The organism is Microvirga sp. 2TAF3 (assembly GCF_052114965.1).
Classification (GTDB): Bacteria; Pseudomonadota; Alphaproteobacteria; order Rhizobiales; family Beijerinckiaceae; genus Microvirga.
Map to the genome: position 1 here is coordinate 101,578 of NZ_JBFRFT010000009.1, position 25,247 is coordinate 126,824.

Here is a 25,247-nt window from a genome sequence, read left to right on the forward strand (position 1 = left end):
TGATACTTGCCCTCCCTGTCATTTCGGGGCGAGCGCAGCGGAGCCCGGAATGACAGGGAGAAAGGCGTGGCCTTTTTCCAGAGCGCGCACCACATTCCGGTTTTCTGACAGACCTGACCTCATGGCCTCCATCACTCTCGCCCCCGGCCTCATCTACTACCCGGACTATCTCGACCGTCCGGCCCAGGAAGCGCTGCTCCAGGCCGTCCGGGACGTGACCCGCGCCGCGCCTCTTTTCACGCCGCGAATGCCGCGCACGGGCAAGCCGTTCTCCGTGCGGATGACCAATTGCGGGCGGCTCGGCTGGGTCTCCGACGAGCAAGGCTATCGCTACCAGCCGACCCATCCCGAAACCGGCAAGCCCTGGCCCGCCATGCCGGAGATGGTCCTGCGAGCCTGGGAGGAGATGAGCGGCTATCCCCTTCCGCCCGATGCCTGCCTGGTCAATTTCTACGAGCCCACGGCCCGGATGGGCATGCACCAGGACAAGGACGAGGCCGAGCTTGCCGCGCCCGTAGTCTCGCTCTCGCTCGGCGACACCGCCCTGTTCCGCTATGGCGGCGTCGACCGCAAGGATTCTACCCGCTCGGTCAGGCTGCGCTCGGGCGATGCCATCGTGTTCGGCGGGCCGTCGCGGCTGATCCATCACGGCATCGACCGGCTGATCGCGGGAAGCTCCGACCTGCTGCCCCAAGGTGGGCGTCTCAATCTCACCTTGCGCAAGGTCGAGGAGGCGCTTTAGCACATCGTGCGAAAAACCGGGTCCACTTTTCCGCACGATGCGCCGCCTAAGGAATGAGCATCAGATTGATCCCAAAAGTGGATTCCACTTTTGGGTCCGATGCTCTAGAGGCCGCCCTTGTCCCAATGAGACGTAATCAGACTCTAAATTCCTGATTTTGCATGACCTTTTCCGGATCATGCTCTAAGCCTTGCATCAAGGAATGCCCGGAGAGCTTCGATGAGAGGTTTCGCAGTCGCCGCGTTTGGCTTCGCCCTGTCCCTTCATGCCGCCATGGCAGCCGAGGCTGTCTTTCCGCCGGCCTCCCGCGTCGGCATCGTGCCGCTGGAGGACATGGTGCCAGCGAAGCGCTTCACCGGGTTCGAGAACCCCCAGAAAGCCGCCGCGATTACCATCACCGAGATGCCGGCCCAGGCCTATGAGCAACTCGTGGCCGGGATGACCAAGGGTGCCTTGAAGCAGCAGGGCATGGACGTGACGTCCCGCGAAAAGCTGAAGATCGACGGCAGAACGGGCCTCCTCATCGGCGGCGCCATGACCGGGCCGGTCAAGGGCCGCAAATGGGTGCTCGCGCTCAAGGGCGCGGACATGACCGCGCTTCTCATCGCGCAGGTTCAGGGCGGCGAGGACGGGTACAGCGAGGCGCAAATGCGGGCAGCGCTGAAGAGCGTGGCCCTGCGCGGTCCCGTCTCCCTCGATGAGCAGGTTTCGGCCCTGCCGTTCCGGATTCGCGACAAAGCGGGCTTCCGTCCCATCCGGGTTCTCTCAGGAAGTTCGGTCCTTCTCACCGATGGCGAGAAGGATACGATCAAGGGCGTTGAGCAACCGATCCTGATTCTGGCCGTGTCGCTGGCACCCCCGCCACAATCGGCGGAAAGGCGTGAACAGTTCGCCCAGGCCGCGCTGAATTCCAACCAGATCCTGAAGGAAATCGCCGTCGAGCGCTCAGAATCGTTCCGGCTGCAGGGGCAGGAATGGCATGAGATCGTTGCAAGGGCGACGGATGCGGTGTCCGGCCAGCCCGTGGTGGTGATGCAAACCATCCGCTTCGACAACGACCGCTATGTGCGCATGGTCGGCCTCGCCCGGGTCGCGGAGCGGCAGACCTACCTGCCGCGTTTCCGAAGCGTGATCGATAGTGTCCAGATGAGTTTCTAGAGCGTGATCAGCAAAAGTGGACGCCGGTTTTGCGTCGGATCACGCTCCAACTATAAAAGATATCAGTCCCGCTGCGGGAAGGCCGGGAGGGACCAGCCGCGCAGGATGGCGAGCGCCCTGAGGCCGAAGGCGGCCGTAAAGCCCGCAGCGGCGCTCGTGAAGGCATCGAGGCCTAGCCACTGCAATCCGACCATGACGGCGGCGCCCAGAGCGGCCGCCGTGACGTAGATTTCGTGCCGCAGCACGAGAGGCGTGGTGGCAGCCAGAATATCCCGGATGATGCCGCCGAAGGTCGCCGTGACGGTGCCGAGCGCCACCGCCGACAGGGCCGGCACGCCGGCGGCCAGGGCCTTGCCGGTTCCGCCGACGGCGAACAGGGCGAGACCCAGGGCATCGGCCCAGAGAAGCGCGCGCCCGCGTCGCCCTCCGTCGAGAGCCGCCACCCGCTTCGGCCCCAGGGCGAAGACGATTCCGGCGACGAGCAGGCAGACGAGCACATCGCTCGGATCGCCGACCCAGAAGACGGGCCGGATGCCGATGAGCAGATCCCGCAATGTTCCGCCGCCGACGCCCGTGACCGTGGCGAGAAGCGCGAAGCCGAACGGGTCCATGCCCTTTCGGGCCGCCATCAGCGCGCCGGTAAGCGCGAAGACGGCGACGCCGATGGTCTCGAAGGGAATACTGGCGGTCAGGCTCAATTTATGACGCGGTGGATGAATTATCCGCTTCCTGCGGACCCGCGCCATTGCCGTTATTGGCGGCCTTCGGCCCGCCCTTGGCGACGCCGACGAGAGCCGGACGTAGCACCCGGTCGCCGATGACATAGCCCGACTGGACCACCTGCACGACGGTGCCGCTCGGCACGTCGGGATTGGGCACTTCGAACATGGCCTGGTGCACGTTCGGATCGAATTTCTGGCCCTGCGGGTCAAGCTTCTTCACCCCGTGGCGCTCGAGGGTGTTGAGCAGGTCTCGCTCGGTGAGATCGATTCCCTCGATCAGGCCCTTGAAGGCCCCTTCGGCGGTCTGGCGGGCGTCTTCCGGCACGCTCTCGATGGCCCGGCGCACATTGTCGGCCACGTTCAGCATGTCGCGGGCGAAGTTCGTGACCGCATAGGCGCGGGCATCCGCGACCTCGCGCTCTGTGCGGCGGCGCAGGTTTTCCATATCCGCCATGAGACGCAGCATCTTGTCCTTCAGATCTGCCTTCTCGGCCTCGAGAACGGCGATCGGATCGGGCGCGGCCTGGGAAGCGGCGTCGTTGGCAGTCTCGGCGACAGGCTCGGCCTGCGGCGTCGTGTTTTGGTGTTCCGTGTCTTTCGGCTTCATCTTCGATCTACTGAGATGGGAAAAAGGGTCCGGCCACATATCAGGTCCCCGGCCTCTTAAATCAAGCGCTGCGGCGCTGAACCGGTTCCGTTTCCTCTGCCTTGAAGGCTTCCAGCAACGCCCGGCGGATGGAAGCCTGGCGGCCCGCATGGGTCACCTTGGTGCCGGTCAGGTCCGTCACATAGAACACATCCACGGCCTTTTCGCCGAACGTGACGATATGGGCGGAGGCAATGTTGAGGTTGAGCTTTCCGAGCGCCGTGGTGAGATCGTAGAGCAGTCCCGGCCGGTCGAGGCCGGAGACCTCGATAACCGTCTGGCGACTCGACAGGGAGTTGTCGATGGACACCTCCGGCGCCCGTTGGAAGGTCTTGGAGCGCTCCTTGGCCGGACGCTTCCCGTCCACCAGATCCGCGATCTTCACCTCCCCCTTCAGCGCCCGCTCGATGGCGGTGGCGACCCGCTCGGCCCGGCGCAACTCGTCTTCGTCCCGATCGAAGGCCCGGGACAGGACGATAGTGTCGAGCGCCATGCCGTCGGTGGTGGTGAAGATCTGCGCATCGACGATATTGCCGCCCGCAGCCGCGCAGGCGCCGGTAATGATGGCAAGCAGGCGCGGATGGTCGGGCGAGAGAATGGTGAGTTCCGTCATGCCGCGGAACCGGTCGGTCTCGTAGGCCGTCGTGACGGTGCGCCCGGCCTCGTCGGATTTTCTGACGAAATGCGCCTGCTTCACGCGCCGCGCCTCGTCCGTCTTCAACCAATAGGCCGGAGCGTGACGGGCCGCATAGGCATCGAACTTCTCCTGCGGCCAATCGGGGAGAGCTGCGCGCAATTCGTCCTGCGCGAGACGAATCCGGTCGGAGCGTGCGATATCGGCAGCACCACCGCCGAGCAACACCTCGGTTTCGTGATAGAGATTGCGCAGGAGCTGCCCTTTCCAGCCGTTCCAGACGCCAGGCCCCACAGCCTTGATGTCGGCGATGGTGAGAATGTGAAGCAGCTTCAGGCGCTCCATGGTCTGCACGGTTTCGGCGAAGCTCTTGATCGTGGCGGGGTCCGACAGATCGCGGCTCTGCGCGGTGTTGGATGCGAGGAGATGGTGCTCGACGAGCCATGCCACCGTATCCGTTTCCGCGTCGGTGAGGCCGAAGCGCGGCCCGAGCTTGCGGGCGATCGCGGCGCCCGCCACCGAATGATCTTCCGGCCGCCCCTTCGCGATGTCGTGGAGAAACACGGCCACGTAAAGCGCACGCCGGTTGCCGATGGTGCCGGCGATCTGGTTGGCGAGCGGATGATCGCCGGTGTTCTTCCCGCTTTCGATTTCGGTCAGCACGCCGATGGAGCGGATCAGATGCTCGTCCACCGTATAGTGATGATACATGTTGAACTGCATCATCGCGACGATGCGCCCGAAATCCGGAACGAAACGCCCGAGCACGCCCGCCTCGTTCATCAGCCGCAGCACCACTTCCGGCGCATTGCGCGAGGTCAGGATGTCGAGGAACATCCGGTTCGCTTCGCGGTCGTTGCGCAGGGTCGGCCCAATCAACGACAGCGAGCGGGTCGCAAGGCGCGTCGCGTCGGGATGAATGGGCAGGTTGTGCCGGTCGGCGAGCCAGAACAGGCGGATGAGGTTGACCGGATCGCGTTCGAACGCATCCTCGATGCGCAGATTGATGCGGTTGTTGTCGATGATGAAAGCATCGTTCTCCAGCGCGCCGCCGCGCCGGCGGCGGAAGCGGCCGAACATCCTGTCGAGAACCGGACGGCGCTTCGCCTGACGCGCTTCGAGTTCCGCGCAGACGATAGCGGTGAGATCGCCCACATCCTTCGCGATGCGGAAATAGGCCTTCATGAAGCGTTCGACCGCTGACAATCCGCCGCGACCGGTAAAGCCGATGCGTTCCGCGATGATGCGTTGCAGGTCGAAGGTCAGGCGCTCTTCCGCCCTGCCCGTCACGAAATGCAGGTGGCAGCGCACGCGCCATAAGAACTCCTCGCAGCGCGCGAAAAGCTTGAACTCCTCCGGCGTGAAGAGCCCGGCTTTCACCAGCTCTTCCGGCTCGCGCACGCGATAGACGTATTTCGCGATCCAGAAGAGGGTGTTGAGATCACGCAATCCGCCCTTGCCGTCCTTCACGTTCGGTTCGACGAGATAGCGCGAGGCGCCCGCCTTGGCGACGCGGGCATCGCGCTCCTTCAGCTTCGCATCGACGAAATCGGCCGAGGAGACTGCGATGATCTCGCGATCGATCCGGTCGATGAGATCGTCGTAGAGCGCCTTGTCGCCGAAGAGGAAACGGGCTTCGAGAAGCGATGTGCGGATCGTCATGTCCGCAGCCCCCTCGCGGATGCATTCCTCCACCGAGCGGGTGGCGTGACCGACCTTCAGCTTCAGATCCCACAGCACGTAGAGCATCGCCTCGACGACGCTCTCGCTCCAGGCGGTCTGCTTGTAGGGCAGAAGAAACAGGAGATCGACATCGGAGCCCGGCGCAAGCGTGCCGCGCCCGTAACCGCCCGTCGCAACGACGGCGAGGCGCTCGGCCATGGACGGGTTGTCGACCGGGTAGAGATGCCGGATCACCGCATCGTGCACGGCGCGCACCAGATCGTCCATCCTCTCGGAGAGGAAACGCGCGCAGGCGAGGCCGTTCTGCTTGTCGAGAAGCCGCGCTTCCGCTGCGGCCCGGCTTTCGTCCATATAGAGCTTGAGTCCAGGCACCAGCTTGGCCCGCAGCGTCGTCGCATCGCGGACCGGCTTGTCGCCGAGTTCCTGCAGAACGGTCTCAAGACCGGGATTCGCCATAGGTAAGCCTTGGTTTGTGAGCCTTGGGGTGAACCTTGTTTCGAAGATACTTTCGCTTACCACTTCGGCCGATCTTCGCCCATTATCCCGCATCAGTCCCTTCGACGCAGCCGAAAATTTGTTCTTTATAAAATACGGTGTTTGACAAAAGAAACGATTTGATCCTACAAAAAGGACACGCGCCGATTTGAGCATGCAGCTTGCGGGCGCGAAACAAGTGCAGCTAAAGCGCCGGGCGCCTCGGACGTAACGTCTTGAGCTCCTGCGCGGACCCAGGAGCCCGACCATGAGCCTCTCCCGCCGCCTCTTCCTCGCCGCCGCCCTTGCCACGGGCCTTGCCGGCGCCGCCTCAGCCCAGCCGAAGGAAATCCGCATCGATTACGCCACCTACAACCCGGTAAGCCTCGTCCTGAAGGACAAGGGTTTCCTGGAGAAGGAGCTGGCGAAGGACGGCATCACCGTGCGCTGGGTCCAGACCCTGGGGTCCAACAAGGCACTCGAATTCCTCAATGCCAGCTCCATCGATTTCGGCTCGACCGCAGGCGCAGCCGCCCTCATCGGCAAGATCAACGGCAATCCCATCAAGTCGATCTATGTCTATTCCCGCCCGGAATGGACGGCCCTGGTCACGGGCAAGGACAGCACCATCGCCAAGGTCGAGGATCTGAAGGGCAAGCGCGTCGCCGTCACCCGTGGCACCGATCCGCACATCTTCCTGGTGCGCGCCCTGCAGGAAGCCAAGCTTAACGAGAAGGACGTGAAGCTGGTGCTGCTGCAGCATCCAGATGGGCGCACGGCTCTCGAGCGCGGCGACGTGGATGCCTGGGCGGGTCTCGATCCGCTGATGGCGGCGGCCGAAATCGAGAGCGGCGCAAAGCTCTTCTACCGCAACGCGGCCGCGAATACCTGGGGCGTCCTCAATGTGAGCGAGGCTTTCGCCAAGGAAAACCCAGCCCTCGTCACCCGCGTACTCAAGGCCTACGAGGAGGCCCGCGCCTATGCGCTCGCCAACCCGGCGGAGCTGAAGAAGGCCCTCGTCGCCTATACCAAGCTGCCCGAGCCGGTGATCGAGCGTCAGCTCACGCGCACGGAGCTGACCCATTCCGCCATCGGCCAGCCGCAGATCGACACGATCCTCGCCGCAGGCCTTGCCCTTCAGCAGGCGGGTGTCATTCCCGCCGACACGGATGTTCGCGCCGCCGTCGACAACCTCGTCGACCGCCGCTTCGCCACCGCGTCCCGCTAAATGTCTTCATCACGGGAGAGCGCCGTGACAGGCCAAGCTGCAAGCCGAGCCTGGTCCTCCCTTGAAGGAGCTGCCGCTCTCGCGGCTCCCCCCCTTGCCGGGAAGCGTCGCGCCTTCGACGGGCGCGTGCTTCTCGGCTTTTTCTTGCCCGTCTTCGTGGCGCTTCTCTGGGAAGCGGCCGTGCATTTCGGCTTCGCGCAGGGCCGCCTCGTTCCGCCGCCGAGCCGCATCCTGGCGACCCTTTGGGCGCTGGCGAAAACCGGCGAGTTGTGGACCCATATTTGGGTGACGCTCTGGCGCATTCTCGTCGGGTTCGTCCTCGGCGCAGCCACCGGCATCGTATTCGGCGCGCTTTCCGGATCGAGCGAAACCTTGCGTCGCCTGCTCGACCCGACCCTTCAGGCCCTGCGCGCCATCCCGTCCATCGCCTGGGTGCCGCTCTTCATCCTGTGGCTCGGCATTTTCGAGGCCTCGAAGGTGGCGCTGATTGCGGTCGGCGTGTTCTTTCCAGTCTATCTCGGCATCGCGGGCGCGATCCTGTCGGTCGACCGCAAGCTCGTCGAAGTCGGCCGCGTCTTCCGCCTCTCCCGCATCAAGCTCGCCCAACGCATTTTGCTTCCCGCCGTGCTGCCGGAAGCCGTGATTGCCCTTCGCTCCGGCCTCGGCCTCGGCTTCATGTTCGTGGTGGCGGCCGAATTCATGGGCGCGTCTGAGGGCCTCGGCTATCTGCTCGTCGACGGGCAGCAGATGGGCAAGCCCGACCAGATCCTCGCCGCCATCATTGCCTTCGCGCTCCTCGGCAAGATCGCCGACAGCCTGCTCGTCCTCGGCACGAAGCCGCTGGTGCGCTGGCAGGACATCGTGCGGGAGCGCTTGTGATGCTCGAACTCGAACACCTCTCCAAGACCTATGCCGATGGCACCCGCGCGCTCGCGGACATCAATCTCTCCGTGCGCGAGGGCGAGATCGTCGCGCTGATCGGCGGTTCGGGTTGCGGCAAGACCACGTTGCTGCGCCTCATCGCAGGCCTCGACCGCGCAAGCGCCGGAGCGATCCGCCTCGACCATGAGACCATCGTCGAGCCGCATCCGGCCATCGGCATCGTGTTTCAGGAGCCGCGCCTGCTGCCGTGGCTCAACGTCGCTGACAATATCGCCTTCGGCCTCGAACATGTGAGCGCGGCGGAACGCAAGGCGCGCGTCGCGCATGCGCTCGAGAAGATCGGTTTGACGGAGCATGCCGGACGCTGGCCCCGCGATCTTTCCGGCGGCCAGCAGCAGCGGGTGGCGATTGCCCGCGCCTTCGTCACCAACCCGAAAGTGCTGCTTCTCGACGAGCCGTTCTCGGCCCTCGACGCGTTTACCCGCGCCAGCCTGCACGAGCATCTGCTGGGGCTGTGGGAAGAGACGCGGCCTACCGTCGTGCTCGTCACGCACGATGTGCAGGAGGCGGTGACGCTCGCCGATCGCGCCGTCGTCATGCAGCCGAAGCCCGGGCGCATCTTCGACGAATTGACCCTTGCCCTCGCCCGTCCGCGCGACAAGGCAGCCTTGCCCTTCGAGGGCGCCGTGCGGCGCGTGCTGACGGCTCTGGACCATTCCCTCAACACCGTGCAAACATCGCCGCAACGCGAGCGCGACCGGGAAGCGGCCGCGCTGTGGTGGTGACATCAAGGAACACATCATGGATTCGACGCAATTGCGCGCGCTGCAGACGCCGCTGAAGGATCAATATCGCTCGTCGCCGGATTCGGCCGTGATCACCTTGCGGGCGAAAGGCACCCTCGACGATCAGCATATCGCCTGCAAGGTCGAGACGGGCCGCGCCCTGGCGGTGGCGGGCCTGCATCCTGCCACCGGCGGATCGGGCGCGGAACTGTGCTCTGGCGACATGCTGCTCGAGGCGCTTGTCGCCTGCGCGGGTGTGACCCTGAAGGCAGTGGCGACCGCGCTCGAGATCGAGCTGCGTCACGGCGCGGTGAAGGCCGAGGGCGATCTCGATTTTCGCGGCACGCTCGGCGTCGACAAGACGGCACCCGTCGGTTTCAAGGCGATCCGCCTGGAATTCGAGATCGACACCGACGCGCCGCAGGACAAGATCGACCAGCTTCTCAAGCTGACCGAGCGCTATTGCGTGGTGTTCCAGACGCTCAACAACAAGCCTGAATTGAGCGCGACGCTCAGCAAGCAATAGTTTCTTGCAAAGCTCAGTTGTCCGCGACGAGCGTTCGCGGCGCGCTGCTGACCATGACGGCCGCGCCGTTGCGGATTTCCTGCACCGCGAGCGCGCGGTCGTTGGTGCCGTCGGGCTTGAAGCGGAACACGCCATCGGCGCCGGCGAAGCCGGCGGGATTGGTCAGCACCCCTTCCGCGAATCGCTGCGAGCCCTGCACGCGGGTGAGCGTCGCCGCCAAGGTCACCGCATCGTAGGACAGGGTGGCGAGTCGGATCGGATCCGTGTTGAAGCGCGCGCGATAGCGCCCGGCGAAGGCCTCGAAGCCGCGATTGTCGGGAGCCGAGAACCAGCCGCCCTGAAGCGTCGGCAAGGCGAAGACGCGCGGCTCGTTCCACAGGCCGGTGCCGAGGGGCTTCACCCGCTGCGGGTTGAAGCCGATCGTCTGGAGCGCCTGGGCAATGGCGGGCAGGCCATCGCCGTTGTCGGGAATGAAGAGCGCATCGGCCTGAGGCGCAGGGCCGCCGATGAGTTGGCTCATGCGCTGCACCGCCGTCTGCGCCTGACCGACGGGATAACGCTCGATCGCCACGACGCGCAGGCCCTGCCGCGCCGCGGTCTCCCGGAACTGCACCTCGGCCACGCTGCCATAGGTCGATTGCGGAATGAGCGCCGCGACGGAGCGGCGCCCCTGCAAGGCCGCATGGGAGACGATGCGGTCCACCTCCGCCTGGACGAGGAAGCTCAGGAGATAGACGCCGCGCGCGGCGACGCTTGTATCGGTCGAGAACCCGATGACCGGGCGGCCCGCCTGGCGTGCCACCTGCCCCGCCGCCTGGACGGAGCCGGCGAAGAGCGGGCCCATGATGAGCTCGGCACCCTCCGCAAGCGCCTGGCTCGCAGCCTCGCGCGCGCCTTCCGGCGTGCCGCGGTCATCCTTCACCAGAATCGTGAGTTCGGGCCCCTGGAGCTCGCTTAGGGCCAGATCGGCCGCGTTGCGCAGGCTCTGCGCCGCGACCGCGCTCTGCCCCTGGCCGGTGAGTGGCAGGATCAGCGCCACCCTCACCGGGCCGTTGCCGATGGTGGCGCCGCTCGCCGCCGGCGCGTAAGCGGCCGGCGCTTCAGCGGCGGGCATATCGGCCTCATAGACCGGCTCGGCCGAGGCGATGGGTGGTTTCGCGCTCCTGCGTGGAGGCGTCATGCTGCCCGACCCGACGCATCCGGCGAGCAGAAGGGTCATGGCCAGAAACCCGGCCGAAACGGCGAGGTTCTTCAGGCTTCTAGCGCATCGTGCGGAAAAGTGGACCCGGTTTTCCGCGCCCAACGATGCGCTCATCCAATGAGAGAGCATCGGATTTATCCCAAAAGTGGAATCCACTTTTGGGTCCGACGCTCTCGAGCCTTTGGCCGATGCGAAAGGAAACCGCGCCATCCCCATCTCCCCCGGAAGCAGCTATCGACAGGATCGGGCGGATCATGGCGCGAAATGGTAAACATTGTTTCCAAGGCCCGGCTCTCCCAAATTCATGATGCCGCTTTCGCCGGAAGCGGCCTTCATGCGACAGTGCTCGAACGATGACACAGAGAATCGACAACCGGATCAAACGGCTTGGACCCTCGGCGCGGGCCGGCACCTTCACCGCCTTCGGCCTTGCCGCCGAGGCCGAACCGCTTTCGCCCGGCCTCTACGTGGTCGCGACACCCATCGGCAACCTGCGCGACGTGTCCTTCCGGGGCTTGAGCGTGCTGGCCGCGGCGGACGCGATCCTGGCCGAGGATACGCGGGTCACGAAGACCCTGCTCGCCCATTACGGCATCACGGCCCCGCTCGTAGCTTATCACGAGCATTCCAACGATGCGGTGCGCGAGCGCATGATCCACCGCATCAGGGAGGGACAGGCGCTGGCGCTGGTGTCTGATGCCGGCACGCCGCTGGTGTCCGATCCCGGCTACAAGCTCGTGCAGGCCGCCATCGAGGAAGGCCTGCCGGTCACGCCCATTCCCGGTCCCTCTGCCGTGCTTACCGCTCTCGTCGTCTCGGGGCTTCCGACTGACCGCTTCTTCTTCGAAGGCTTCCTGCCGCCGAAGAGCGCCGCGCGCCGGGCGCGGCTTGCCGAGATCGGATCGATTCCCGGCACGCTGATGCTGTTCGAAGGTCCGCACCGTCTGCCGGAAATGCTGGCGGACGCCGCCGCCGTGCTCGGCGAGCGGCAGGCAGTGGTGGCGCGCGAATTGACGAAGATGTTCGAGACCATCCGGCGCGGCACCCTGCCTGAACTGGCGGAGACTTTCGCCCGAGAAGGGCCGCCGAAGGGCGAGATCGTGGTTCTCATCGGCGAGGCGACGAAGGCGATGCAGGCGGCGGAAGTCGATGCCGTGCTCGACGACAAGCTCGAAGCCGCGCTGAAGAACAACTCGATCAAGGATGCGGCCGCCCTCGTCGCGGCGGAACTCGACATCCCCAAGCGCGAAGTCTACGCCCGCGCGCTCGCTCTCGCGAAAAAGGACACATGACGGACGCGACCGAGCGTCGGCGCACAACCTTTCTGCGCGGCCACCGGGCCGAGCGGATCGCGCTCCTGTTCCTGCTGCTCAAGGGCTATCGCCCGCTTGCCCGCCGCTATGCCGCCGCGGGCGGCGAGATCGACCTCATCGTCATGCGCGGGAGCACCATCGCCTTCATCGAGGTGAAGGCGCGTGGCCTCATGGAAGACGCGCTCTCCTCCATCACCGCCACGAAGCGCCGCCGCTTCTCCCGCGCGGCGCGGGCCTGGCTCTCGCGCCATCCCTGGGCGGCGGACAAGACATGGCGTGCCGATGCAGTATTCGTGGCGCCGCGTCGCTGGCCGCAGCATGTGGAAGCGGCGTTCGAGCTGGAGATGTCTTAAGCCACGAGCCGGCGGCGATCCGTGACAGCCTCGCGGATGGTGCGGGCCATTTCCTGGACGATATGGTCGCCGCCATCCTTCGGCAGGTAAAGGTTGATCGTGAAGGGCGGAAGCGGCGGCAGGCCGGACTCGCGGCCGAGAACTTCCAGGTCGTCGGGAACGGTGGACGCCATCCACGCCATCACGGCGATATCGGCAGCGACCGTGGCGACCTGCGCCGACGTGTTCGTGACTTCGGAAGCGGATCGCCATGCGATCCCAGCCTTCTGCAGCGCATCGCGAATGGGCGCGCGGAATGCGCAATCCGAGCATCCGATCGAGACGGGAAGCGGGCGCTGCCGCGCCGCCTCGCTGCCGCGGGCGCCGACCCAGACGAGCCGATCCATGATGAGGTTCTCGCCGTCCGGGTCGCATTGCATCTCCGTCGCGAGCACCACGTCGACCTTGCCCCCGTAGAGTGCCGAACGAAGTTTGGCGCTCGATCCGCTTTGCAAGGAGATCTGCACGCGCGGGTAGCTGCGCGCGAAATCCTTCAGGAAGGTCGGCAGATAGGTATTGATGATGTCGCTCGGAATGCCGAGGCGAACCTCGCCTTCATATTCCGGCGTCGTCATCTCGGTCCAGATTTCGTCGTTCAGGGCGAGGAGACGTTTCGCGCGTCCGAACAAACGCTCGCCTGCATTCGTCAGCCTCATCCCGCGCCTGTCGCGGGTGATGAGCTCTTCCCCGATCATCTCCTCAAGCCGCTTGATCTGCTGGCTGACCGCCGCCTGGGTCAGGTTGAGGGTTCCGGTGGCCGCCGTCATGCCGCCTGCATCCACGACGGCGACGAAGGCTCTCAGGAGGCTCACATCGAGATTGCGGGGCATGGCTCACCTCAATAACGGATCGTTATCTTTGATATAATGAACATTCGTTTCATTTATGCAAGGGCGAGGCGTAAGGTTGTCCCATCGCCGCTGAAATGACCGTCCAGGGTCAAGGCAGCGGCCCCGTCGAAGACCGCCGATCTGCAGGCTTTCACCCGCGTCACCGCGCCGGACGAATATCCGGCGAAGGACGATGCTTGTCCGAATGCCTTGCCGATCCCGGCCGAGAGCTACAGGAGCGAACCATGTCGTTGACCCTCACCCACGAAGCCGCCGCAACCGGGATCACCGGCGCTTCCCGCACCCGCCGCCCCTCCCTTCTGGCGCGCTTCTTCGCTGCTCTGGCTCGGGAGATCCGTGTCCGCCGCGACATGCGCCTGCTCTCCGGGTTCGATGAGGCCGCGCTTCACGATATCGGCCTGGTGCGCGGAGGTGTCGAAGACGCGGTCCGCTATGGCCGCCCGGGCGTGCGCAGCCTGAACGTTGGCGTACCTGAGATGGCGTCCCTCCCAGCCTCGTACACGGAATGGCGCTGAAAATGCATGGGCCGTCAGGGCGCGAATACCGTGACGGCACATGGCTTGATCGAGAAATGCGCGGGCGTCCGGGTCACGATCTCGCCATCGGCATTCACCGGGCGCGAGATACGGGTCCGGATGTCGAATTCCTTGGCCCGGACGGCCCGCACCTCGTTCCAGGCTCCGTGTTCGCCATACCGGAAGGAGCGCGCCATGAGCGCGAGCTTCCAGGCGCGCCGGAATTCGAGGCTGTAGAGATCGAGATGCTGATCATCGATGGCGGCATCCTTCTCGACCGCATTGCCCCCGCCGTAATAGCGCCCGTTGCCCACCGCGATCTGAAGGGTCTTCACCCTCACCGATTCAGTTTCGCTGATGATCGTCGCATTGAAGGGACGCGCCTGTGCCAGAACCTTCAGGGCGACGAGGGCATAGCCGAGACGGCCGAAGCGGCGCTTGATGTCCCGCGTCAGCTTCTGCGCCAGTTCCGCCGAGAGACCGATGCTGGCGACATTGAAGAAAGGCTGCCCGTTGACGAGGCCGAGATCGATCCGCCGCGTGCGCCCGGCGGCGATGATGTCGGCGGCGCCGTCGAGATCGAAGGGGATGCCCAGCGTGCGCGCGAGATCGTTCGCGGTGCCCAGCGGCAAAATGCCGAGCGGCAGCTTCGCCTCGATGACCCCGAGCGCCGCCGCGTTCAAGGTCCCGTCCCCGCCGCCGACCACGACGCAATCAACCTCGTTCGCGTGCTTGACGATGAGCGGTGAAATCTCATCCCCGCTGTTGCATTCGAGATAAACCGGCTCGATCCCATGGGCCTTCAGGCGCGCGACCGCGAGATCGCATTGGGATGCGCCGCTCCGGCTCTTGGCATTGACGATCAGGAGGGCGCGGCGTGGCATGACTGTCAGATGGAAAAGCTTGGGCGTGTCTGCAAGGGGCGAATCGGAGAAGCGCGGGAGGCCGGATACAACGTCACGAAGGCCTTTTCGGTTCATCGTCTTTCACCGGACAGTTGCCATTGCCGGAATTCCGGCCAATAACCGCCCGTCTCATGGAGGTTGACGCATGACCCTTACCGTTGCGGTCCAGATGGATCCGATCCAGCACATCAAGATCGCGGGCGACTCGGCCTTCGCGATGCTGCTCGAAGCGCAACGGCGTGGGCACCGCCTCCTGCACTATACGCCGGACCGCCTGACCATGCGCGACGGCGCGGTGACGGCGATGGCCGAACCCGTCACGGTCCGCGACGTGGAAGGCGATCACTATACCCTGGGCGAACAGGAGAGGATCGATCTCTCGACGGTGGACGTGGTGTTGCTGCGCCAGGACCCGCCCTTCGACATGGCCTATATCACCACAACCCACATGCTGGAGCGCATCCACCCGAAGACGCTGGTGGTGAACGATCCGGCCCATGTGCGCAATGCGCCGGAAAAGCTCTTCGTGACGCATTTTCCGCAGCTCATGCCGCCGACACTGATCTCCCGCGACAAGGGTGAGATCGAGGCGTTCCGGCGCGAGCATGGCGACGTGGTGATGAAGCCCCTTTATGGCCATGGGGGCGCGAGCGTGTTCAAGATCAATCGGGAGGATCCGAATTTCGGCTCGCTCTACGATCTCTTCGCGGCCACCTTCCGCGAGCCCTGGGTGATCCAGCGCTTCCTGCCGAAGATCACGGAAGGCGACAAGCGCATCATCCTCATCGACGGCGAGGCGGCTGGCGCGATCAACCGCGTTCCGGCCCCCAACGATATCCGCTCCAACATGGTGCGCGGCGGCGCGGCGAAGCCGACGGACCTGACCCCGCGGGAGAGGGAAATCTGCGAGACGATCGGGCCTGACCTGAAGCGGATGGGTCTCCTTCTCGTCGGCATCGACGTGATCGACGGCAATCTCACCGAGATCAACGTAACCGCGCCCACGGGCCTGCGCGCCATCAAGCGCCTCGGCGGCCCGGATCTCGCCGTGACGCTCTGGGATGTGATCGAAGGGAAGGTGAAGCGGACGTAATAGCGCAGCGCCAATCATCTCTCTCCATGGAAAGGTGGGTGGCGGCGCATAGCCGATTAAGCCGCCAGTTCGGCAATCACCGCGTTCAGCACAGGGAAACCCTCGTGCGTGACGGAAAGGCGGGTGTCGGAACGGCGGATCAATCCTTGCTCCTCGAGGTTCCCGATTCGCCGCTCGTTCAGCGCGCGGCCCGTAAAGGCCGTGTAGCGGCGCGGGTCGATGCCCTCTCTCAGGCGAAGCCCCATGAGCAGGAACTCGTCCCCTTCGGCTTCCGAGGTCAGCACTTCCTCCTCAATGACGCCGTGCCCTTCCCGCTCGACCCGTTCGAGCCAGGTTTCGGGGTGTTTCTCCGTCGCAGTCGCAAGCCGCGCATTGCCGGTCACGAGGCGGCCATGGGCGCCGGGGCCGATGCCCGCATATTCGCCATAGCGCCAATAAACGAGATTGTGCCGCGATTCCGCGCCGGGACGGGCGTGATTCGAGATCTCATAGGCCGGAAGGCCATGCGCCTCGCAGATGTCCTGCGTGATATCGTAAAGCACGCGGCCCGCATCGTCGTCGGGCACCGTGAGCTTGCCCGCCTTGTGCAGCCGCTCGAACCACGTGCCGGGTTCGATGGTGAGCTGGTAGAGAGAAAGGTGCTCGACCGCGTGACCGATGGCCTGCCTGAGCTCCGCCGCCCAGGCCTCCGGCGTCTGGTCGGGCCGGGCATAGATGAGATCGAAGGAATAGCGCTCGAAGATGGAGGCGGCGACCTTGACGGCCGCCAGGGCCTCATCGACGGAATGCATACGTCCCAGGCGGCGCAGATCGGGATCGTTCAACGCCTGCACGCCAAGCGAGACCCGGTTCACCCCCGCCGCGCGATAGCCGCGAAATCGCTCCGCCTCGACACTGGTCGGATTGGCCTCGAGGGTGATCTCCGCGCCCGGATCGACCGCCCAGGCGCCGCCGATCGCATCGAGGATCGCGCCCACCGTCTCGGGCTTCATGAGCGAAGGCGTGCCGCCGCCGAAGAAGATGCTGGTAACCGTCCGCCCCGGAATGCGCGCCGCCGTGTGGTCGATCTCCTTGCGGAAGGCCGCAAGGAACCGCTCCTGGTCCACCGGCTGATGGCGGACATGGCTGTTGAAGTCGCAATAGGGGCACTTTGAGGCGCAGAAGGGCCAGTGCACATAGACACCGAAGCCCGCATCGCGCGTCGGATGATTGATCATGGGCCGTATATGGCAGTTCCGGCCTTCCGCGTCACGCTCCCCCTTGCCGCATTGAACCTGTCTTCCGCACGGGCGGCGAAAGATTTCTGAACATCTTTTGCCGGCGGCGGTTCATCATGAAGGGGCCTCCGGCCTAGCCTCTCCGACCCCAAGGGCTTAGGCTGGGCGGGAGAGAGTACAGGTAACCACCATGCGTCACTGGCGCGCCCCATTCGACAGGCAGGGCTATCATCACGGCAATCTGAAGGAGGCGCTGATCGAGGCGGCGCAGCGCTTCATTGCCGAGCGAGGCCTGGGCGGCTTCACTCTGGCCGATGCCGCCAAGCTCGTCGGCGTGACGCCGGCCGCGCTCTATCGTCATTTCCGGGGGCGCGAGGCCCTGGTGGCCGAGGTGGCGTTTCGTGGCCTCACACAGCTCGCCGAGCGGCTCGGCCATGCCCTGAAGAGCCAGGGCACGCCGCTGGAGCGTTTCACTCGCATGGGCGAGGCCTACCTGGCCTTCGCCGAGCAGGAGCCCGGCTTCTACGCCGCCATGTTCTCGCAGAAGCCCGGCGAGGGCGAGACTTGCGGGCCGCCTTGGACCAAGGGCTCCAAGGCTGCACCCTCGGAGGGAAGCGCCCCCTCCGGCGGCAATGCCTTCGATTTCCTGGTTCATGCCCTGTCGGATACCTTCCCTGACGGGTTCAAGGACGTGGACGTGCGCTTCATCGCCATCGAGGTTTGGGCCCTGTCCCATGGCATCGCCACTCTCGATGCGGCGGGCCAGCTGCCGAAAGGGCCCGGCCTGCCCGACAAATACGAACTTCTCCGGGCCGGCGTCCTCGCCCTGGTCCACGGGGCTCTTCAGCGCCGCCAGACGCCTGTCGGAAAATAACGCGACAAATAACGCCGGCCTTTCTCTTGAAAGCGCCCAAATCGATCCGCATGTTAATGTTGTTAGCATTAACATGCGGGAACTGCGATGTCTGATTCTGCCTCCACCGCCTGGAATTCTGGCCCCGGCTATTCGGGCCCCGGAGCTTCTGGTCCCGGTTCTTCGGGCCCATGGAATAATGGCGCCAACCACCGCCGCTGCGGGCGCCCGCCCCGGCGTGCGCTGGAGATCGCCGGAATCGTGCTGGCCTTCATCTGGTTCTGGCCGCTTGCGGTCGCCTATCTGGTCTGGAAAGTCATGGGATACCCAAAATACGACGAGGCGAGAGCCTTCCTTCGCGAAAATTTCGGCCGCCCGATCGATGATCTGTTTGCGTATCGCCGTTCGGCCGGCGGCTTCGGCAATGGCTTTGGGACCGGCACCGGCAATGCCGCCTTCGAGGAATACCGCCGCAGCGAGCTGCAGCGGCTCGAGGAGGAGCGCCGCCGTCTCGACGAGGAGGCCCGCGCCTTCACCGAGTTCGTCGAGGAGCTGAAGCGTGCCAAGGACCGCGAGGAGTTCGACTCCTTCATGGCCAAGCGCCGCGCCGACAGGGGCGGCCCGGCGAACGGCTGATCGCCACTTGCCGAAACGGAGCGCCCTTCGGGGCGCTTCGTACTTTCCAACGGCCTGCGGTAATTACGGCCTGCGCAGGCAGCCCGCCGCCAGCCTCAGGAACGCGCGCGCCCTGTGAGACAGGGCCTGCGGCTCGGAGGCCGACCAGTCGATGCCGTGCTTGCGCTCCGAGGACAGCTCTCCGAACGTCTCGGAAAAGCCTTCAGGCTGGAACATCGGATCGTAGCCGAAGCCTTGGTTGCCGCGCGGGGGCCAGACCACCTGGCCGAACACGCGTCCCTCGAACAATTCCTCGTGCCCATCCGGCCAGGCGATGACCAGAGCGGAGACGAAATGCGCCTTCCGGTTTCCCTCGGCCGTCACGCCCCGCTTCTGCAATTCACGTTCGACCCGCCCCATGGCGGCGGGAAAATCCTTGTTCGGCCCGGCCCAATCGGCGGTGAAAAGTCCCGGCGCACCGTCGAGCGCATCGACGCAAAGACCCGAATCGTCGGACAGGGCGGGAAGCCCGGTGGCTTTTGCCGCCGCGTGGGCCTTGATGGCCGCGTTCTCGGCGAACATGTGCCCGGTCTCGTCCGGCACCGGCAGCCCCAGCTCGCCCGCGGACACGGCCTCGACCCCGAAGGGGGCGAAAAGCTCCTGCATCTCGCGCAGCTTGCCCTGATTGTGGGTGGCGATGACGATTTTTCCGGTCAACGGGCGGGGCATGATTATGCCACGGCCTTCTTCTGCAACTCGACGAGCTGCGCCACGCCGGCCTTCGCCAGACGCAGCAGGTCGAGGAACTCATCCTCGGAGAATGGCTTGCCCTCCGCCGTGCCCTGAACCTCGACGATGCCGCCGGAGCCGGTGATCACGAAATTCGCGTCCGTCTCAGCCGCGGAATCCTCCGCGTAGTCGAGGTCGAGCACCGGCTTGCCCTGGTAGATGCCGCAGGAAATGGCGGCGACGGGCTCGCGCAGGGGATTGATCGAGATGATCGAGCGGCTCTGCATCCAGCTGAAGCATTCGTGCAGGGCGACCCAGGCGCCGGTGATCGAAGCCGTACGGGTGCCGCCATCGGCCTGGATCACGTCGCAATCCACCACGATCTGCCGCTCGCCGATGGCAGGCAGGTTGACCACGGCGCGGAGCGAGCGGCCGATGAGACGCTGGATTTCCTGGGTACGGCCCGAAGGCTTGCCGGAATTCACTTCGCGACGGGTGCGCTCGTGCGTCGCGCGGGGCAGCATGGCGTATTCCGCGGTGACCCAGCCCTTACCCGAGCCACGCAGCCACGGCGGCCCCTTTTCCTCCAGAGAGGCCGTGCACAGCACGCGGGTATTGCCGAAGGAGACGAGGCAGGACCCCTCCGCATAGCGCGCGACGCTGCGCTCCAGGCTGACGGGGCGTAGTTCGTCGGGGGCGCGGTTGGAAGGGCGCATATCTGTTCGTCTCCTCGAAGTTTCGGTGCTCTTAAAGGTCCGGACGCGTGACGGCAAGGATACGGTTTAGTCGAAAGCGGTGCACGCCTCTTGTGGCAGGGACCCGGGCAGGCTTGCGTTCGGCCTCCGCCCTCGTCACATAAGGATGGTGCAAGAATGAGATCGAGGTTTAAAGACCTTCGATGAATATGCCGAGTTCGTCTGTGACCCCTCACGAAACCCGCGCCATAGCGGAGCTGAACGACCGTTCGCGGGAAATCTTCCGGCAGATCGTCGAGAGCTATCTGATGACCGGCGAACCCGTCGGCTCGCGCAATCTCTCGCGCATCCTGCCGATGGCCCTCTCCCCGGCCTCGATCCGCAACGTCATGGCGGATCTGGAGGCGGCGGGATTGATTTTCGCGCCCCATACCAGCGCCGGGCGCCTGCCTACGGAGACGGGCTTGCGCTTCTTCGTCGATGCGATGATGGAAATCGGCGACGTGAGCACGGAGGAGCGCGCCCGGATCGAGGCCCAGATGAGGGCAGCCGCCTCAGGCCATACCATGGAGACGGCGCTTGCCGAGGCCTCGACGCTGCTGTCGGGCGTATCGCGCGGGGCCGGGGTCGTCGTCACGACGAAATCCAATGCCCGCCTCAAGCATATCGAATTCGTGCGCCTCGATCCGGCCCGCGCCCTCGTGGTTCTCGTCGGAGAGGACGGATCGGTGGAGAATCGCCTGCTCGACCTGCCTGCCGGACTGCCGGCGGGGGCCCTGATCGAGGCCGGCAACTTCCTCAACGCCCGAATCCGGGGCAAGACCCTCGCCGACCTGAAGCAGCAAGTCGCCGAGCGCCGCAGCGACATGGAGCGCCAGCTCGATGCACTGACCGCAAAACTGGTCGAGGCGGGGCTCGCCACCACAGTCGGCTCGGCGGATTCGCGCCAGCTCATCGTGCGCGGCCAGGCCAATCTGCTGGAGGATCTGAAAGCCGCCGAGGACCTGGAACGTATCCGCCTGCTGTTTTCCGACCTCGAAACGCAGACCGACGTGATCGACCTCCTTACCCGCGCCGAAGGCGGCGAGGGCGTGCGCATCTTCATCGGGTCGGAGAACAAGCTGTTCTCCCTATCCGGCTCCTCGCTGATCGCCGCCCCCTTCCGCGATGCAAGCCAGAAGATCGTCGGCGTGCTCGGCGTCATCGGCCCGACGCGGCTCAATTATGCCCGCATCGTGCCGATGGTCGATTACACGGCCCGCGTGATCTCGCGCATCCTCGAACAGGGGCGGTAGCGTCGGGAGAGCCTCAATGGCCAGTCCGGTCGGCTCCGCGGCTCGCCTCGAACAGGAACCAGGTGCGCCGCTCGGTCTCGTCGATCCAGTTCTCGATCAGGCTCGCCGTCGCGACATCCCCATGCTTGTCACAGAGCTCATGCGCGTCGCGCAGGTTGGCCGCGAAATCCTTGTTGTCGGTCATCAGTTCGCGCAGCATCTCGGAGGGAGGCACGAATTCCGCCTCGTTGTCCTGAACCCGTTGTAGGGCGGCGATCTGGCCGATGGAGCGCAGGGTGGTGCCGCCGATCTTGCGCACGCGCTCGGCGATGTCATCCGTCGTGGCGAAGATCTGTTCGGACTGCTCGTCCAGCAACAGGTGATAATCGCGGAAATGCGGCCCGCTGACGTGCCAGTGGAAATTCTTGGTCTTGATATAGAGGGCAAAGGTATCGGCCAGGAGCGCGTTGAGCGCTTTCGAAATCGCCGCAACGCCCTCGGGCTTCAGATCGGTCGGGGTATCGAGGGGCCTGACTGCCTTGCGCTGCGGCAGGGCGCGAATCTTGGCCATGACGGCGTCTCCTTGTATGGGAAAAGATGATTGATCCAGGAGGCCGAGCGCGACTTCCGCCTGGAAACGTGTAAAAACAACGCTCGACAGGCAAAAGCGTTGCCAGGAGACGACCTTTCGCGGGCCCGCCGCCGCATGGGAATCCACGGATTTTACGAAATCGGACCCACCGGGTTTAAGCGCCGCGTCAGGCTGCCTACATGAGCGATTGGGCCCGGAGCCATGGGAAGCCAGGACGGTCTTTCGGCAATCCAGCCTGAATATTGCTATTAAGCAAAGGTTGAGGCCGCCGCGCGACATCCCCTTCCCTTGGCTTTAGGGGGCTAGGCTGCTAAGGCCCTGCCAACAGACATTGTCTTATTTGCAAGATTAGATGACCGCACGCACCTTCGATAACATCCGGAACTTCTCCATCGTGGCCCATATCGACCACGGGAAGTCGACCCTTGCCGACCGTCTGATCCAGACCACGGGGGCGCTGACCGCCCGTGAGATGACGGAGCAGGTGCTCGACAATATGGACATCGAGCGCGAGCGCGGCATCACCATCAAGGCGCAGACCGTGCGCCTGGAATACAAGGCTGAGGACGGCAAGACCTATATCCTCAACCTGATGGACACGCCCGGCCACGTGGACTTCGCCTACGAGGTCTCCCGCTCGCTCGCCGCCTGCGAGGGCTCGCTGCTGGTCGTGGACGCTTCGCAGGGCGTGGAAGCGCAGACGCTCGCCAACGTCTATCAGGCCATCGACGCCAACCACGAGATCGTGCCCGTCCTCAACAAGATCGACCTGCCGGCCGCCGACCCGGACCGGATCAAGGAACAGATCGAGGAGGTCATCGGCATCGATGCCTCGGACGCCGTGCCGATCTCGGCAAAGACCGGCATCAACATCGAGGGCGTGCTGGAGGCCATCGTCAAGAAGCTGCCGCCACCCAAGGGCGACGAGGCGGCTCCGCTGAAGGCGCTTCTCGTCGATAGCTGGTACGACGCCTATCTCGGCGTCGTCGTGCTGGTGCGCATCGTCGACGGCGTGATGAAGAAGGGCATGACCATCAAGATGATGGGCACCGATGCCGCCTACAGCCTCGACCGCGTCGGTGTCTTCGCACCCAAGATGCGCGAGATGGCGCAGCTCGGCCCCGGCGAGGTCGGCTTCTTCACCGCCTCGATCAAGGAAGTGGCCGATACCCGCGTCGGCGACACCATCACCGAGGACCGTAAGCCCACAGCCCAGGCCCTGCCCGGCTTCAAGCCCGTGCAGCCAGTGGTGTTCTGCGGTCTCTTCCCCGTGGACGCCGCCGAGTTCGAGAACCTGCGCGCCGCCATGGGCCGCTTGCGCCTGAACGACGCCAGCTTCTCCTACGAAATGGAAACCTCCGCCGCGCTCGGCTTCGGCTTCCGCTGCGGTTTCTTAGGATTGCTGCACCTGGAAATCATCCAGGAGCGCCTGGAGCGCGAGTTCAACCTCGATCTCATCTCCACCGCGCCGAGCGTGGTCTATCATCTCAAGATGACCGACGGCACGATCAAGGAGCTTCACAACCCTGCCGATATGCCGGACGTGATGAAGATCGAGTCCATCGACGAACCGTGGATCCGCGCCACGATCCTGACGCCGGACGAGTATCTCGGCTCCGTGCTCAAACTCTGCCAGGACCGGCGTGGCGTCCAGATCGATCTCAACTATGTCGGCAAGCGCGCCATGGTGGTCTACGACCTGCCGCTGAACGAAGTGGTGTTCGATTTCTACGACCGGCTGAAGTCGATCTCGAAGGGCTACGCCTCATTCGACTACCACATCTCCGACTACCGCGAAGGCGACCTGGTGAAGATGTCGGTGCTGGTCAATGCCGAGCCGGTCGACGCGCTTTCCATGCTCGTGCACCGCACCCGCGCCGAGAGCCGCGGCCGCGCCATGTGCGAGAAGCTGAAAGAGCTGATCCCGCCGCACATGTTCCAGATTCCGGTCCAGGCAGCCATCGGCGGCAAGATCATCGCTCGCGAAACCATCCGCGCGCTGCGCAAGGACGTGACCGCCAAGTGCTACGGCGGCGACGCTTCCCGCAAGCGCAAGCTGCTCGACAAGCAGAAGGAAGGCAAAAAGCGGATGCGTCAGTTCGGCAAGGTGGACATCCCGCAGGAAGCCTTCATCGCCGCGCTGAAGATGGATAGCTGAGGCACACTCAGTCTTGAAACACGAAAAGGTGCGCCGGATTTAAACCCGGCGCGCCTTTTCTTTATAGGCCCGCTCACGCAACGAGCTTCACCGGGATCCTGAGATAGCGGACCCCGTTTGCATCCGGCGGCGGCAAGTGCCCCGCGCGGATATTGACCTGGATCGAAGGGAGAAGCAGCAAGGGCGCCGGCAGCGTCGCATCCCGTGCTTCGCGCATGGCGACAAAATCATCCTCCGACACGCCGTCCTTCAGATGCACGTTGGCGCGCTCCTCCGCGACCGTACTCTCCCAGGCATAATCGCTGCGCCCGGGCGCCTTGTAATCGTGGCACATGAAGAGCCGGGTCTCCGGCGGCAGGGCGAGCAGCTTCTGGATCGAGCGGTAGAGGCTGCGGGCGTCGCCGCCCGGAAAATCCGCCCGCGCCGTGCCGTAATCGGGCATGAACAGGGTGTCGCCAACGAAGACGGAATCCGCGATCCGGTAGGCGATGTCCGCGGGCGTATGGCCCGGAACATGCATCACCTCCACGTCCCATTCGCCGATGCGAAAGCGCTCGCCATCCTTGAAGAGGCGATCGAACTCCGTGCCGTCGCCGGATACGTCGGTGGCGTTGAAAACGGGGCGGAAGATCTTCTGCACGTCGCGGATATGTTCGCCGATGCCGACCTTGGCGCCGGTCTTCAGCTTGACGTAGGGCGCGGCGGAAAGATGGTCGGCATGGGCGTGGGTTTCCAGCACCCATTCGATGGCGTAGCCCGCCTCGCGCGCCGCCGCCAAAATAGCTTCCGCCGATTTCATCGAAGCTTTGCCGGAACGGTGATCATAGTCGAGCACCGGATCGATGATCGCAGCCTTTCTCGTTGCCGGATCGGCGACAAGATAGCTGACGGTGTTGGTGGGCTCGTCGAAGAAGGCCCGGATGATGGGTTTCGCCTGGGAGGTCATGGCGACAGCTCCTTTCTTGGGATCGTGCTTGACATTTATATTAGCAATAACTAATTTAGCAACATCTAATTAAATGGATTGCGCCATGCCACTTCCCCAGCTCGACATCGCGGATTTTCAGGCCAACGCCTTGGAGGTTGCGAACATCCTGCGTGCGCTCGGCAACGAGCGGCGCCTGATGATCCTGTGCCAGCTGGCGGAAAGCGGCGAAGCGACGGCGGGGACGCTCGTCGAGGCGTCGGGATTGAGCCAGTCGGCTCTGTCGCAGCACCTCGCCAAGATGCGGGACGAAGGCATCGTGACCTTCCGGCGCGAGAGCCAGACCCTCTGGTATCGCATCGCCGATCCCCGGATCGAACAGCTCATGGCCGAGCTTCACCGTCTCTATTGCCGCCGACAGCACGCCTGATGCTTCAAA

Annotated in this window: 26 protein-coding genes; 15 read left to right on the top strand and 11 right to left on the bottom strand. The window is 64.7% G+C overall.

Annotated features, from left to right (window positions below; translation table 11 throughout):
- Window positions 1-121 precede the first annotated feature (121 nt).
- On the top strand, window positions 122-742 hold the full coding sequence (locus tag AB4Y97_RS11255) for an alpha-ketoglutarate-dependent dioxygenase AlkB family protein (protein WP_441999136.1): 621 nt from the start codon (window positions 122-124) through the stop codon (window positions 740-742).
- A gap of 219 nt (window positions 743-961) precedes the next feature.
- The gene (locus AB4Y97_RS11260) at window positions 962-1,900 is read left to right on the top strand and encodes a hypothetical protein (RefSeq protein ID WP_441999137.1); all 939 of its coding nucleotides are present in this window, start codon (window positions 962-964) and stop codon (window positions 1,898-1,900) included.
- 62 nt (window positions 1,901-1,962) lie between these two features.
- Here the strand turns inward: AB4Y97_RS11260 and AB4Y97_RS11265 are convergent, their stop codons facing one another.
- From AB4Y97_RS11265 to AB4Y97_RS11275, 3 genes are all read right to left on the bottom strand, one after another.
- The gene (locus AB4Y97_RS11265; protein WP_441999138.1) at window positions 1,963-2,598 is read right to left on the bottom strand and encodes a trimeric intracellular cation channel family protein; all 636 of its coding nucleotides are present in this window, start codon (window positions 2,596-2,598) and stop codon (window positions 1,963-1,965) included.
- Between the two features lies 1 nt (window position 2,599).
- Entirely contained in the window at window positions 2,600-3,229 is a 630-nt protein-coding gene (gene grpE / locus AB4Y97_RS11270; protein WP_441999139.1) for a nucleotide exchange factor GrpE, read from the bottom strand.
- 61 nt (window positions 3,230-3,290) lie between these two features.
- Window positions 3,291-6,041, bottom strand: a complete 2,751-nt coding sequence (locus AB4Y97_RS11275; protein ID WP_441999140.1) for a [protein-PII] uridylyltransferase — start codon at window positions 6,039-6,041, stop codon at window positions 3,291-3,293.
- A 286-nt stretch (window positions 6,042-6,327) separates the two neighbouring features.
- Here AB4Y97_RS11275 and AB4Y97_RS11280 point away from each other — a divergent pair, with 286 nt between their 5' ends.
- Genes AB4Y97_RS11280 through AB4Y97_RS11295 form a run of 4 tightly spaced genes read left to right on the top strand, consistent with a single transcriptional unit; the run spans window position 6,328 to window position 9,480 of the window.
- A complete protein-coding gene (locus AB4Y97_RS11280) occupies window positions 6,328-7,287 on the top strand; it encodes an aliphatic sulfonate ABC transporter substrate-binding protein (protein WP_441999141.1) in 960 nt (319 codons plus the stop codon).
- Window positions 7,288-8,166 (top strand): ABC transporter permease, encoded by an 879-nt coding sequence (locus tag AB4Y97_RS11285; protein WP_441999142.1) that lies wholly within the window; start codon window positions 7,288-7,290, stop codon window positions 8,164-8,166.
- The gene (locus AB4Y97_RS11290) at window positions 8,166-8,954 is read left to right on the top strand and encodes an ABC transporter ATP-binding protein (protein ID WP_441999143.1); all 789 of its coding nucleotides are present in this window, start codon (window positions 8,166-8,168) and stop codon (window positions 8,952-8,954) included. Before AB4Y97_RS11285 ends, AB4Y97_RS11290 begins: the two co-directional genes overlap by 1 nt.
- 16 nt (window positions 8,955-8,970) lie before the next feature.
- Window positions 8,971-9,480, top strand: coding sequence for an OsmC family protein (locus tag AB4Y97_RS11295; RefSeq protein ID WP_441999144.1), 510 nt, complete (start codon window positions 8,971-8,973; stop codon window positions 9,478-9,480).
- A 13-nt stretch (window positions 9,481-9,493) separates the two neighbouring features.
- Here AB4Y97_RS11295 and AB4Y97_RS11300 read toward each other — a convergent pair whose 3' ends face one another.
- Window positions 9,494-10,699 (bottom strand): penicillin-binding protein activator, encoded by a 1,206-nt coding sequence (locus AB4Y97_RS11300; RefSeq protein WP_441999145.1) that lies wholly within the window; start codon window positions 10,697-10,699, stop codon window positions 9,494-9,496.
- Window positions 10,700-11,034: 335 nt separating this feature from the next.
- On the opposite strand from AB4Y97_RS11300, the gene rsmI reads away from it, so the two are divergent.
- Entirely contained in the window at window positions 11,035-11,973 is a 939-nt protein-coding gene (gene rsmI, locus AB4Y97_RS11305; RefSeq protein ID WP_441999146.1) for a 16S rRNA (cytidine(1402)-2'-O)-methyltransferase, read from the top strand.
- Window positions 11,970-12,347, top strand: a complete 378-nt coding sequence (locus tag AB4Y97_RS11310; RefSeq protein ID WP_441999147.1) for a YraN family protein — start codon at window positions 11,970-11,972, stop codon at window positions 12,345-12,347. The genes rsmI and AB4Y97_RS11310 overlap by 4 nt, the downstream gene beginning before the upstream one ends.
- Here AB4Y97_RS11310 and AB4Y97_RS11315 read toward each other — a convergent pair.
- On the bottom strand, window positions 12,344-13,216 hold the full coding sequence (locus AB4Y97_RS11315) for a LysR substrate-binding domain-containing protein (RefSeq protein ID WP_441999148.1): 873 nt from the start codon (window positions 13,214-13,216) through the stop codon (window positions 12,344-12,346). The two genes, AB4Y97_RS11310 and AB4Y97_RS11315, sit on opposite strands and share 4 nt — an antisense overlap.
- 245 nt (window positions 13,217-13,461) lie before the next feature.
- On the opposite strand from AB4Y97_RS11315, the gene AB4Y97_RS11320 reads away from it, so the two are divergent.
- The gene (locus AB4Y97_RS11320) at window positions 13,462-13,752 is read left to right on the top strand and encodes a DUF1127 domain-containing protein (RefSeq protein WP_441999149.1); all 291 of its coding nucleotides are present in this window, start codon (window positions 13,462-13,464) and stop codon (window positions 13,750-13,752) included.
- A gap of 14 nt (window positions 13,753-13,766) precedes the next feature.
- Here AB4Y97_RS11320 and AB4Y97_RS11325 read toward each other — a convergent pair whose 3' ends face one another.
- On the bottom strand, window positions 13,767-14,636 hold the full coding sequence (locus AB4Y97_RS11325) for a lipid kinase (protein WP_441999204.1): 870 nt from the start codon (window positions 14,634-14,636) through the stop codon (window positions 13,767-13,769).
- A gap of 166 nt (window positions 14,637-14,802) precedes the next feature.
- On the opposite strand from AB4Y97_RS11325, the gene gshB reads away from it, so the two are divergent.
- Window positions 14,803-15,750 (top strand): glutathione synthase, encoded by a 948-nt coding sequence (gene gshB / locus AB4Y97_RS11330; protein WP_441999150.1) that lies wholly within the window; start codon window positions 14,803-14,805, stop codon window positions 15,748-15,750.
- A gap of 56 nt (window positions 15,751-15,806) precedes the next feature.
- Here the strand turns inward: gshB and hemW are convergent, their stop codons facing one another.
- Window positions 15,807-16,967, bottom strand: a complete 1,161-nt coding sequence (hemW, locus tag AB4Y97_RS11335) for a radical SAM family heme chaperone HemW (RefSeq protein WP_441999151.1) — start codon at window positions 16,965-16,967, stop codon at window positions 15,807-15,809.
- A 190-nt stretch (window positions 16,968-17,157) separates the two neighbouring features.
- On the opposite strand from hemW, the gene AB4Y97_RS11340 reads away from it, so the two are divergent.
- Both AB4Y97_RS11340 and AB4Y97_RS11345 read left to right on the top strand, forming a co-directional pair.
- The gene (locus AB4Y97_RS11340; RefSeq protein WP_441999152.1) at window positions 17,158-17,841 is read left to right on the top strand and encodes a TetR/AcrR family transcriptional regulator; all 684 of its coding nucleotides are present in this window, start codon (window positions 17,158-17,160) and stop codon (window positions 17,839-17,841) included.
- 87 nt (window positions 17,842-17,928) lie between these two features.
- Window positions 17,929-18,456 (top strand): DUF2852 domain-containing protein, encoded by a 528-nt coding sequence (locus AB4Y97_RS11345; RefSeq protein ID WP_441999153.1) that lies wholly within the window; start codon window positions 17,929-17,931, stop codon window positions 18,454-18,456.
- Between the two features lie 63 nt (window positions 18,457-18,519).
- Here AB4Y97_RS11345 and AB4Y97_RS11350 read toward each other — a convergent pair whose 3' ends face one another.
- Window positions 18,520-19,164: a non-canonical purine NTP pyrophosphatase gene (locus tag AB4Y97_RS11350; RefSeq protein ID WP_441999154.1), complete on the bottom strand. Its 645-nt coding sequence runs from the start codon at window positions 19,162-19,164 to the stop codon at window positions 18,520-18,522.
- 2 nt (window positions 19,165-19,166) lie between these two features.
- Entirely contained in the window at window positions 19,167-19,880 is a 714-nt protein-coding gene (rph, locus tag AB4Y97_RS11355; RefSeq protein ID WP_441999155.1) for a ribonuclease PH, read from the bottom strand.
- A 182-nt stretch (window positions 19,881-20,062) separates the two neighbouring features.
- Between rph and hrcA the strand changes: the two genes are divergently transcribed.
- Window positions 20,063-21,154 (top strand): heat-inducible transcriptional repressor HrcA, encoded by a 1,092-nt coding sequence (gene hrcA / locus AB4Y97_RS11360; RefSeq protein WP_441999156.1) that lies wholly within the window; start codon window positions 20,063-20,065, stop codon window positions 21,152-21,154.
- A 13-nt stretch (window positions 21,155-21,167) separates the two neighbouring features.
- Here hrcA and AB4Y97_RS11365 read toward each other — a convergent pair whose 3' ends face one another.
- The gene (locus AB4Y97_RS11365; protein ID WP_441999157.1) at window positions 21,168-21,704 is read right to left on the bottom strand and encodes a Dps family protein; all 537 of its coding nucleotides are present in this window, start codon (window positions 21,702-21,704) and stop codon (window positions 21,168-21,170) included.
- A gap of 373 nt (window positions 21,705-22,077) precedes the next feature.
- On the opposite strand from AB4Y97_RS11365, the gene lepA reads away from it, so the two are divergent.
- Window positions 22,078-23,883: a translation elongation factor 4 gene (gene lepA / locus AB4Y97_RS11370; protein WP_441999158.1), complete on the top strand. Its 1,806-nt coding sequence runs from the start codon at window positions 22,078-22,080 to the stop codon at window positions 23,881-23,883.
- Window positions 23,884-23,956: 73 nt separating this feature from the next.
- Here lepA and AB4Y97_RS11375 read toward each other — a convergent pair whose 3' ends face one another.
- Window positions 23,957-24,829, bottom strand: coding sequence for an MBL fold metallo-hydrolase (locus AB4Y97_RS11375; protein ID WP_441999159.1), 873 nt, complete (start codon window positions 24,827-24,829; stop codon window positions 23,957-23,959).
- 85 nt (window positions 24,830-24,914) lie between these two features.
- Here AB4Y97_RS11375 and AB4Y97_RS11380 point away from each other — a divergent pair, with 85 nt between their 5' ends.
- Window positions 24,915-25,238 carry an ArsR/SmtB family transcription factor gene (locus tag AB4Y97_RS11380; protein WP_441999160.1) on the top strand — a complete coding sequence of 108 codons (324 nt, stop codon included), beginning with the start codon at window positions 24,915-24,917 and terminating at the stop codon, window positions 25,236-25,238.
- The last annotated feature ends 9 nt before the right edge of the window (window positions 25,239-25,247 follow it).

What these genes read in the sequence shown, in the direction of transcription:
- AB4Y97_RS11345 (WP_441999153.1), top strand. Translation starts at nt 17,929, where the DNA reads ATGTCTGATTCTGCCTCCACCGCCTGGAATTCTGGCCCCGGCTATTCG.
- hrcA (WP_441999156.1), top strand. Translation starts at nt 20,063, where the DNA reads ATGAATATGCCGAGTTCGTCTGTGACCCCTCACGAAACCCGCGCCATA.
- AB4Y97_RS11290 (WP_441999143.1), top strand. Translation starts at nt 8,166, where the DNA reads ATGCTCGAACTCGAACACCTCTCCAAGACCTATGCCGATGGCACCCGC.
- lepA (WP_441999158.1), top strand. Translation starts at nt 22,078, where the DNA reads ATGACCGCACGCACCTTCGATAACATCCGGAACTTCTCCATCGTGGCC.
- AB4Y97_RS11350 (WP_441999154.1), bottom strand. Translation starts at nt 19,164, where the DNA reads ATGCCCCGCCCGTTGACCGGAAAAATCGTCATCGCCACCCACAATCAG.
- AB4Y97_RS11320 (WP_441999149.1), top strand. Translation starts at nt 13,462, where the DNA reads ATGTCGTTGACCCTCACCCACGAAGCCGCCGCAACCGGGATCACCGGC.
- AB4Y97_RS11295 (WP_441999144.1), top strand. Translation starts at nt 8,971, where the DNA reads ATGGATTCGACGCAATTGCGCGCGCTGCAGACGCCGCTGAAGGATCAA.
- AB4Y97_RS11375 (WP_441999159.1), bottom strand. Translation starts at nt 24,829, where the DNA reads ATGACCTCCCAGGCGAAACCCATCATCCGGGCCTTCTTCGACGAGCCC.
- rph (WP_441999155.1), bottom strand. Translation starts at nt 19,880, where the DNA reads ATGCGCCCTTCCAACCGCGCCCCCGACGAACTACGCCCCGTCAGCCTG.
- AB4Y97_RS11340 (WP_441999152.1), top strand. Translation starts at nt 17,158, where the DNA reads ATGCGTCACTGGCGCGCCCCATTCGACAGGCAGGGCTATCATCACGGC.
- AB4Y97_RS11260 (WP_441999137.1), top strand. Translation starts at nt 962, where the DNA reads ATGAGAGGTTTCGCAGTCGCCGCGTTTGGCTTCGCCCTGTCCCTTCAT.
- AB4Y97_RS11315 (WP_441999148.1), bottom strand. Translation starts at nt 13,216, where the DNA reads ATGCCCCGCAATCTCGATGTGAGCCTCCTGAGAGCCTTCGTCGCCGTC.
- AB4Y97_RS11365 (WP_441999157.1), bottom strand. Translation starts at nt 21,704, where the DNA reads ATGGCCAAGATTCGCGCCCTGCCGCAGCGCAAGGCAGTCAGGCCCCTC.
- rsmI (WP_441999146.1), top strand. Translation starts at nt 11,035, where the DNA reads ATGACACAGAGAATCGACAACCGGATCAAACGGCTTGGACCCTCGGCG.
- AB4Y97_RS11255 (WP_441999136.1), top strand. Translation starts at nt 122, where the DNA reads ATGGCCTCCATCACTCTCGCCCCCGGCCTCATCTACTACCCGGACTAT.
- AB4Y97_RS11300 (WP_441999145.1), bottom strand. Translation starts at nt 10,699, where the DNA reads ATGACCCTTCTGCTCGCCGGATGCGTCGGGTCGGGCAGCATGACGCCT.
- AB4Y97_RS11275 (WP_441999140.1), bottom strand. Translation starts at nt 6,041, where the DNA reads ATGGCGAATCCCGGTCTTGAGACCGTTCTGCAGGAACTCGGCGACAAG.
- hemW (WP_441999151.1), bottom strand. Translation starts at nt 16,967, where the DNA reads ATGATCAATCATCCGACGCGCGATGCGGGCTTCGGTGTCTATGTGCAC.
- gshB (WP_441999150.1), top strand. Translation starts at nt 14,803, where the DNA reads ATGACCCTTACCGTTGCGGTCCAGATGGATCCGATCCAGCACATCAAG.
- AB4Y97_RS11285 (WP_441999142.1), top strand. Translation starts at nt 7,288, where the DNA reads ATGTCTTCATCACGGGAGAGCGCCGTGACAGGCCAAGCTGCAAGCCGA.
- AB4Y97_RS11280 (WP_441999141.1), top strand. Translation starts at nt 6,328, where the DNA reads ATGAGCCTCTCCCGCCGCCTCTTCCTCGCCGCCGCCCTTGCCACGGGC.
- grpE (WP_441999139.1), bottom strand. Translation starts at nt 3,229, where the DNA reads ATGAAGCCGAAAGACACGGAACACCAAAACACGACGCCGCAGGCCGAG.
- AB4Y97_RS11310 (WP_441999147.1), top strand. Translation starts at nt 11,970, where the DNA reads ATGACGGACGCGACCGAGCGTCGGCGCACAACCTTTCTGCGCGGCCAC.
- AB4Y97_RS11325 (WP_441999204.1), bottom strand. Translation starts at nt 14,636, where the DNA reads ATGCCACGCCGCGCCCTCCTGATCGTCAATGCCAAGAGCCGGAGCGGC.
- AB4Y97_RS11380 (WP_441999160.1), top strand. Translation starts at nt 24,915, where the DNA reads ATGCCACTTCCCCAGCTCGACATCGCGGATTTTCAGGCCAACGCCTTG.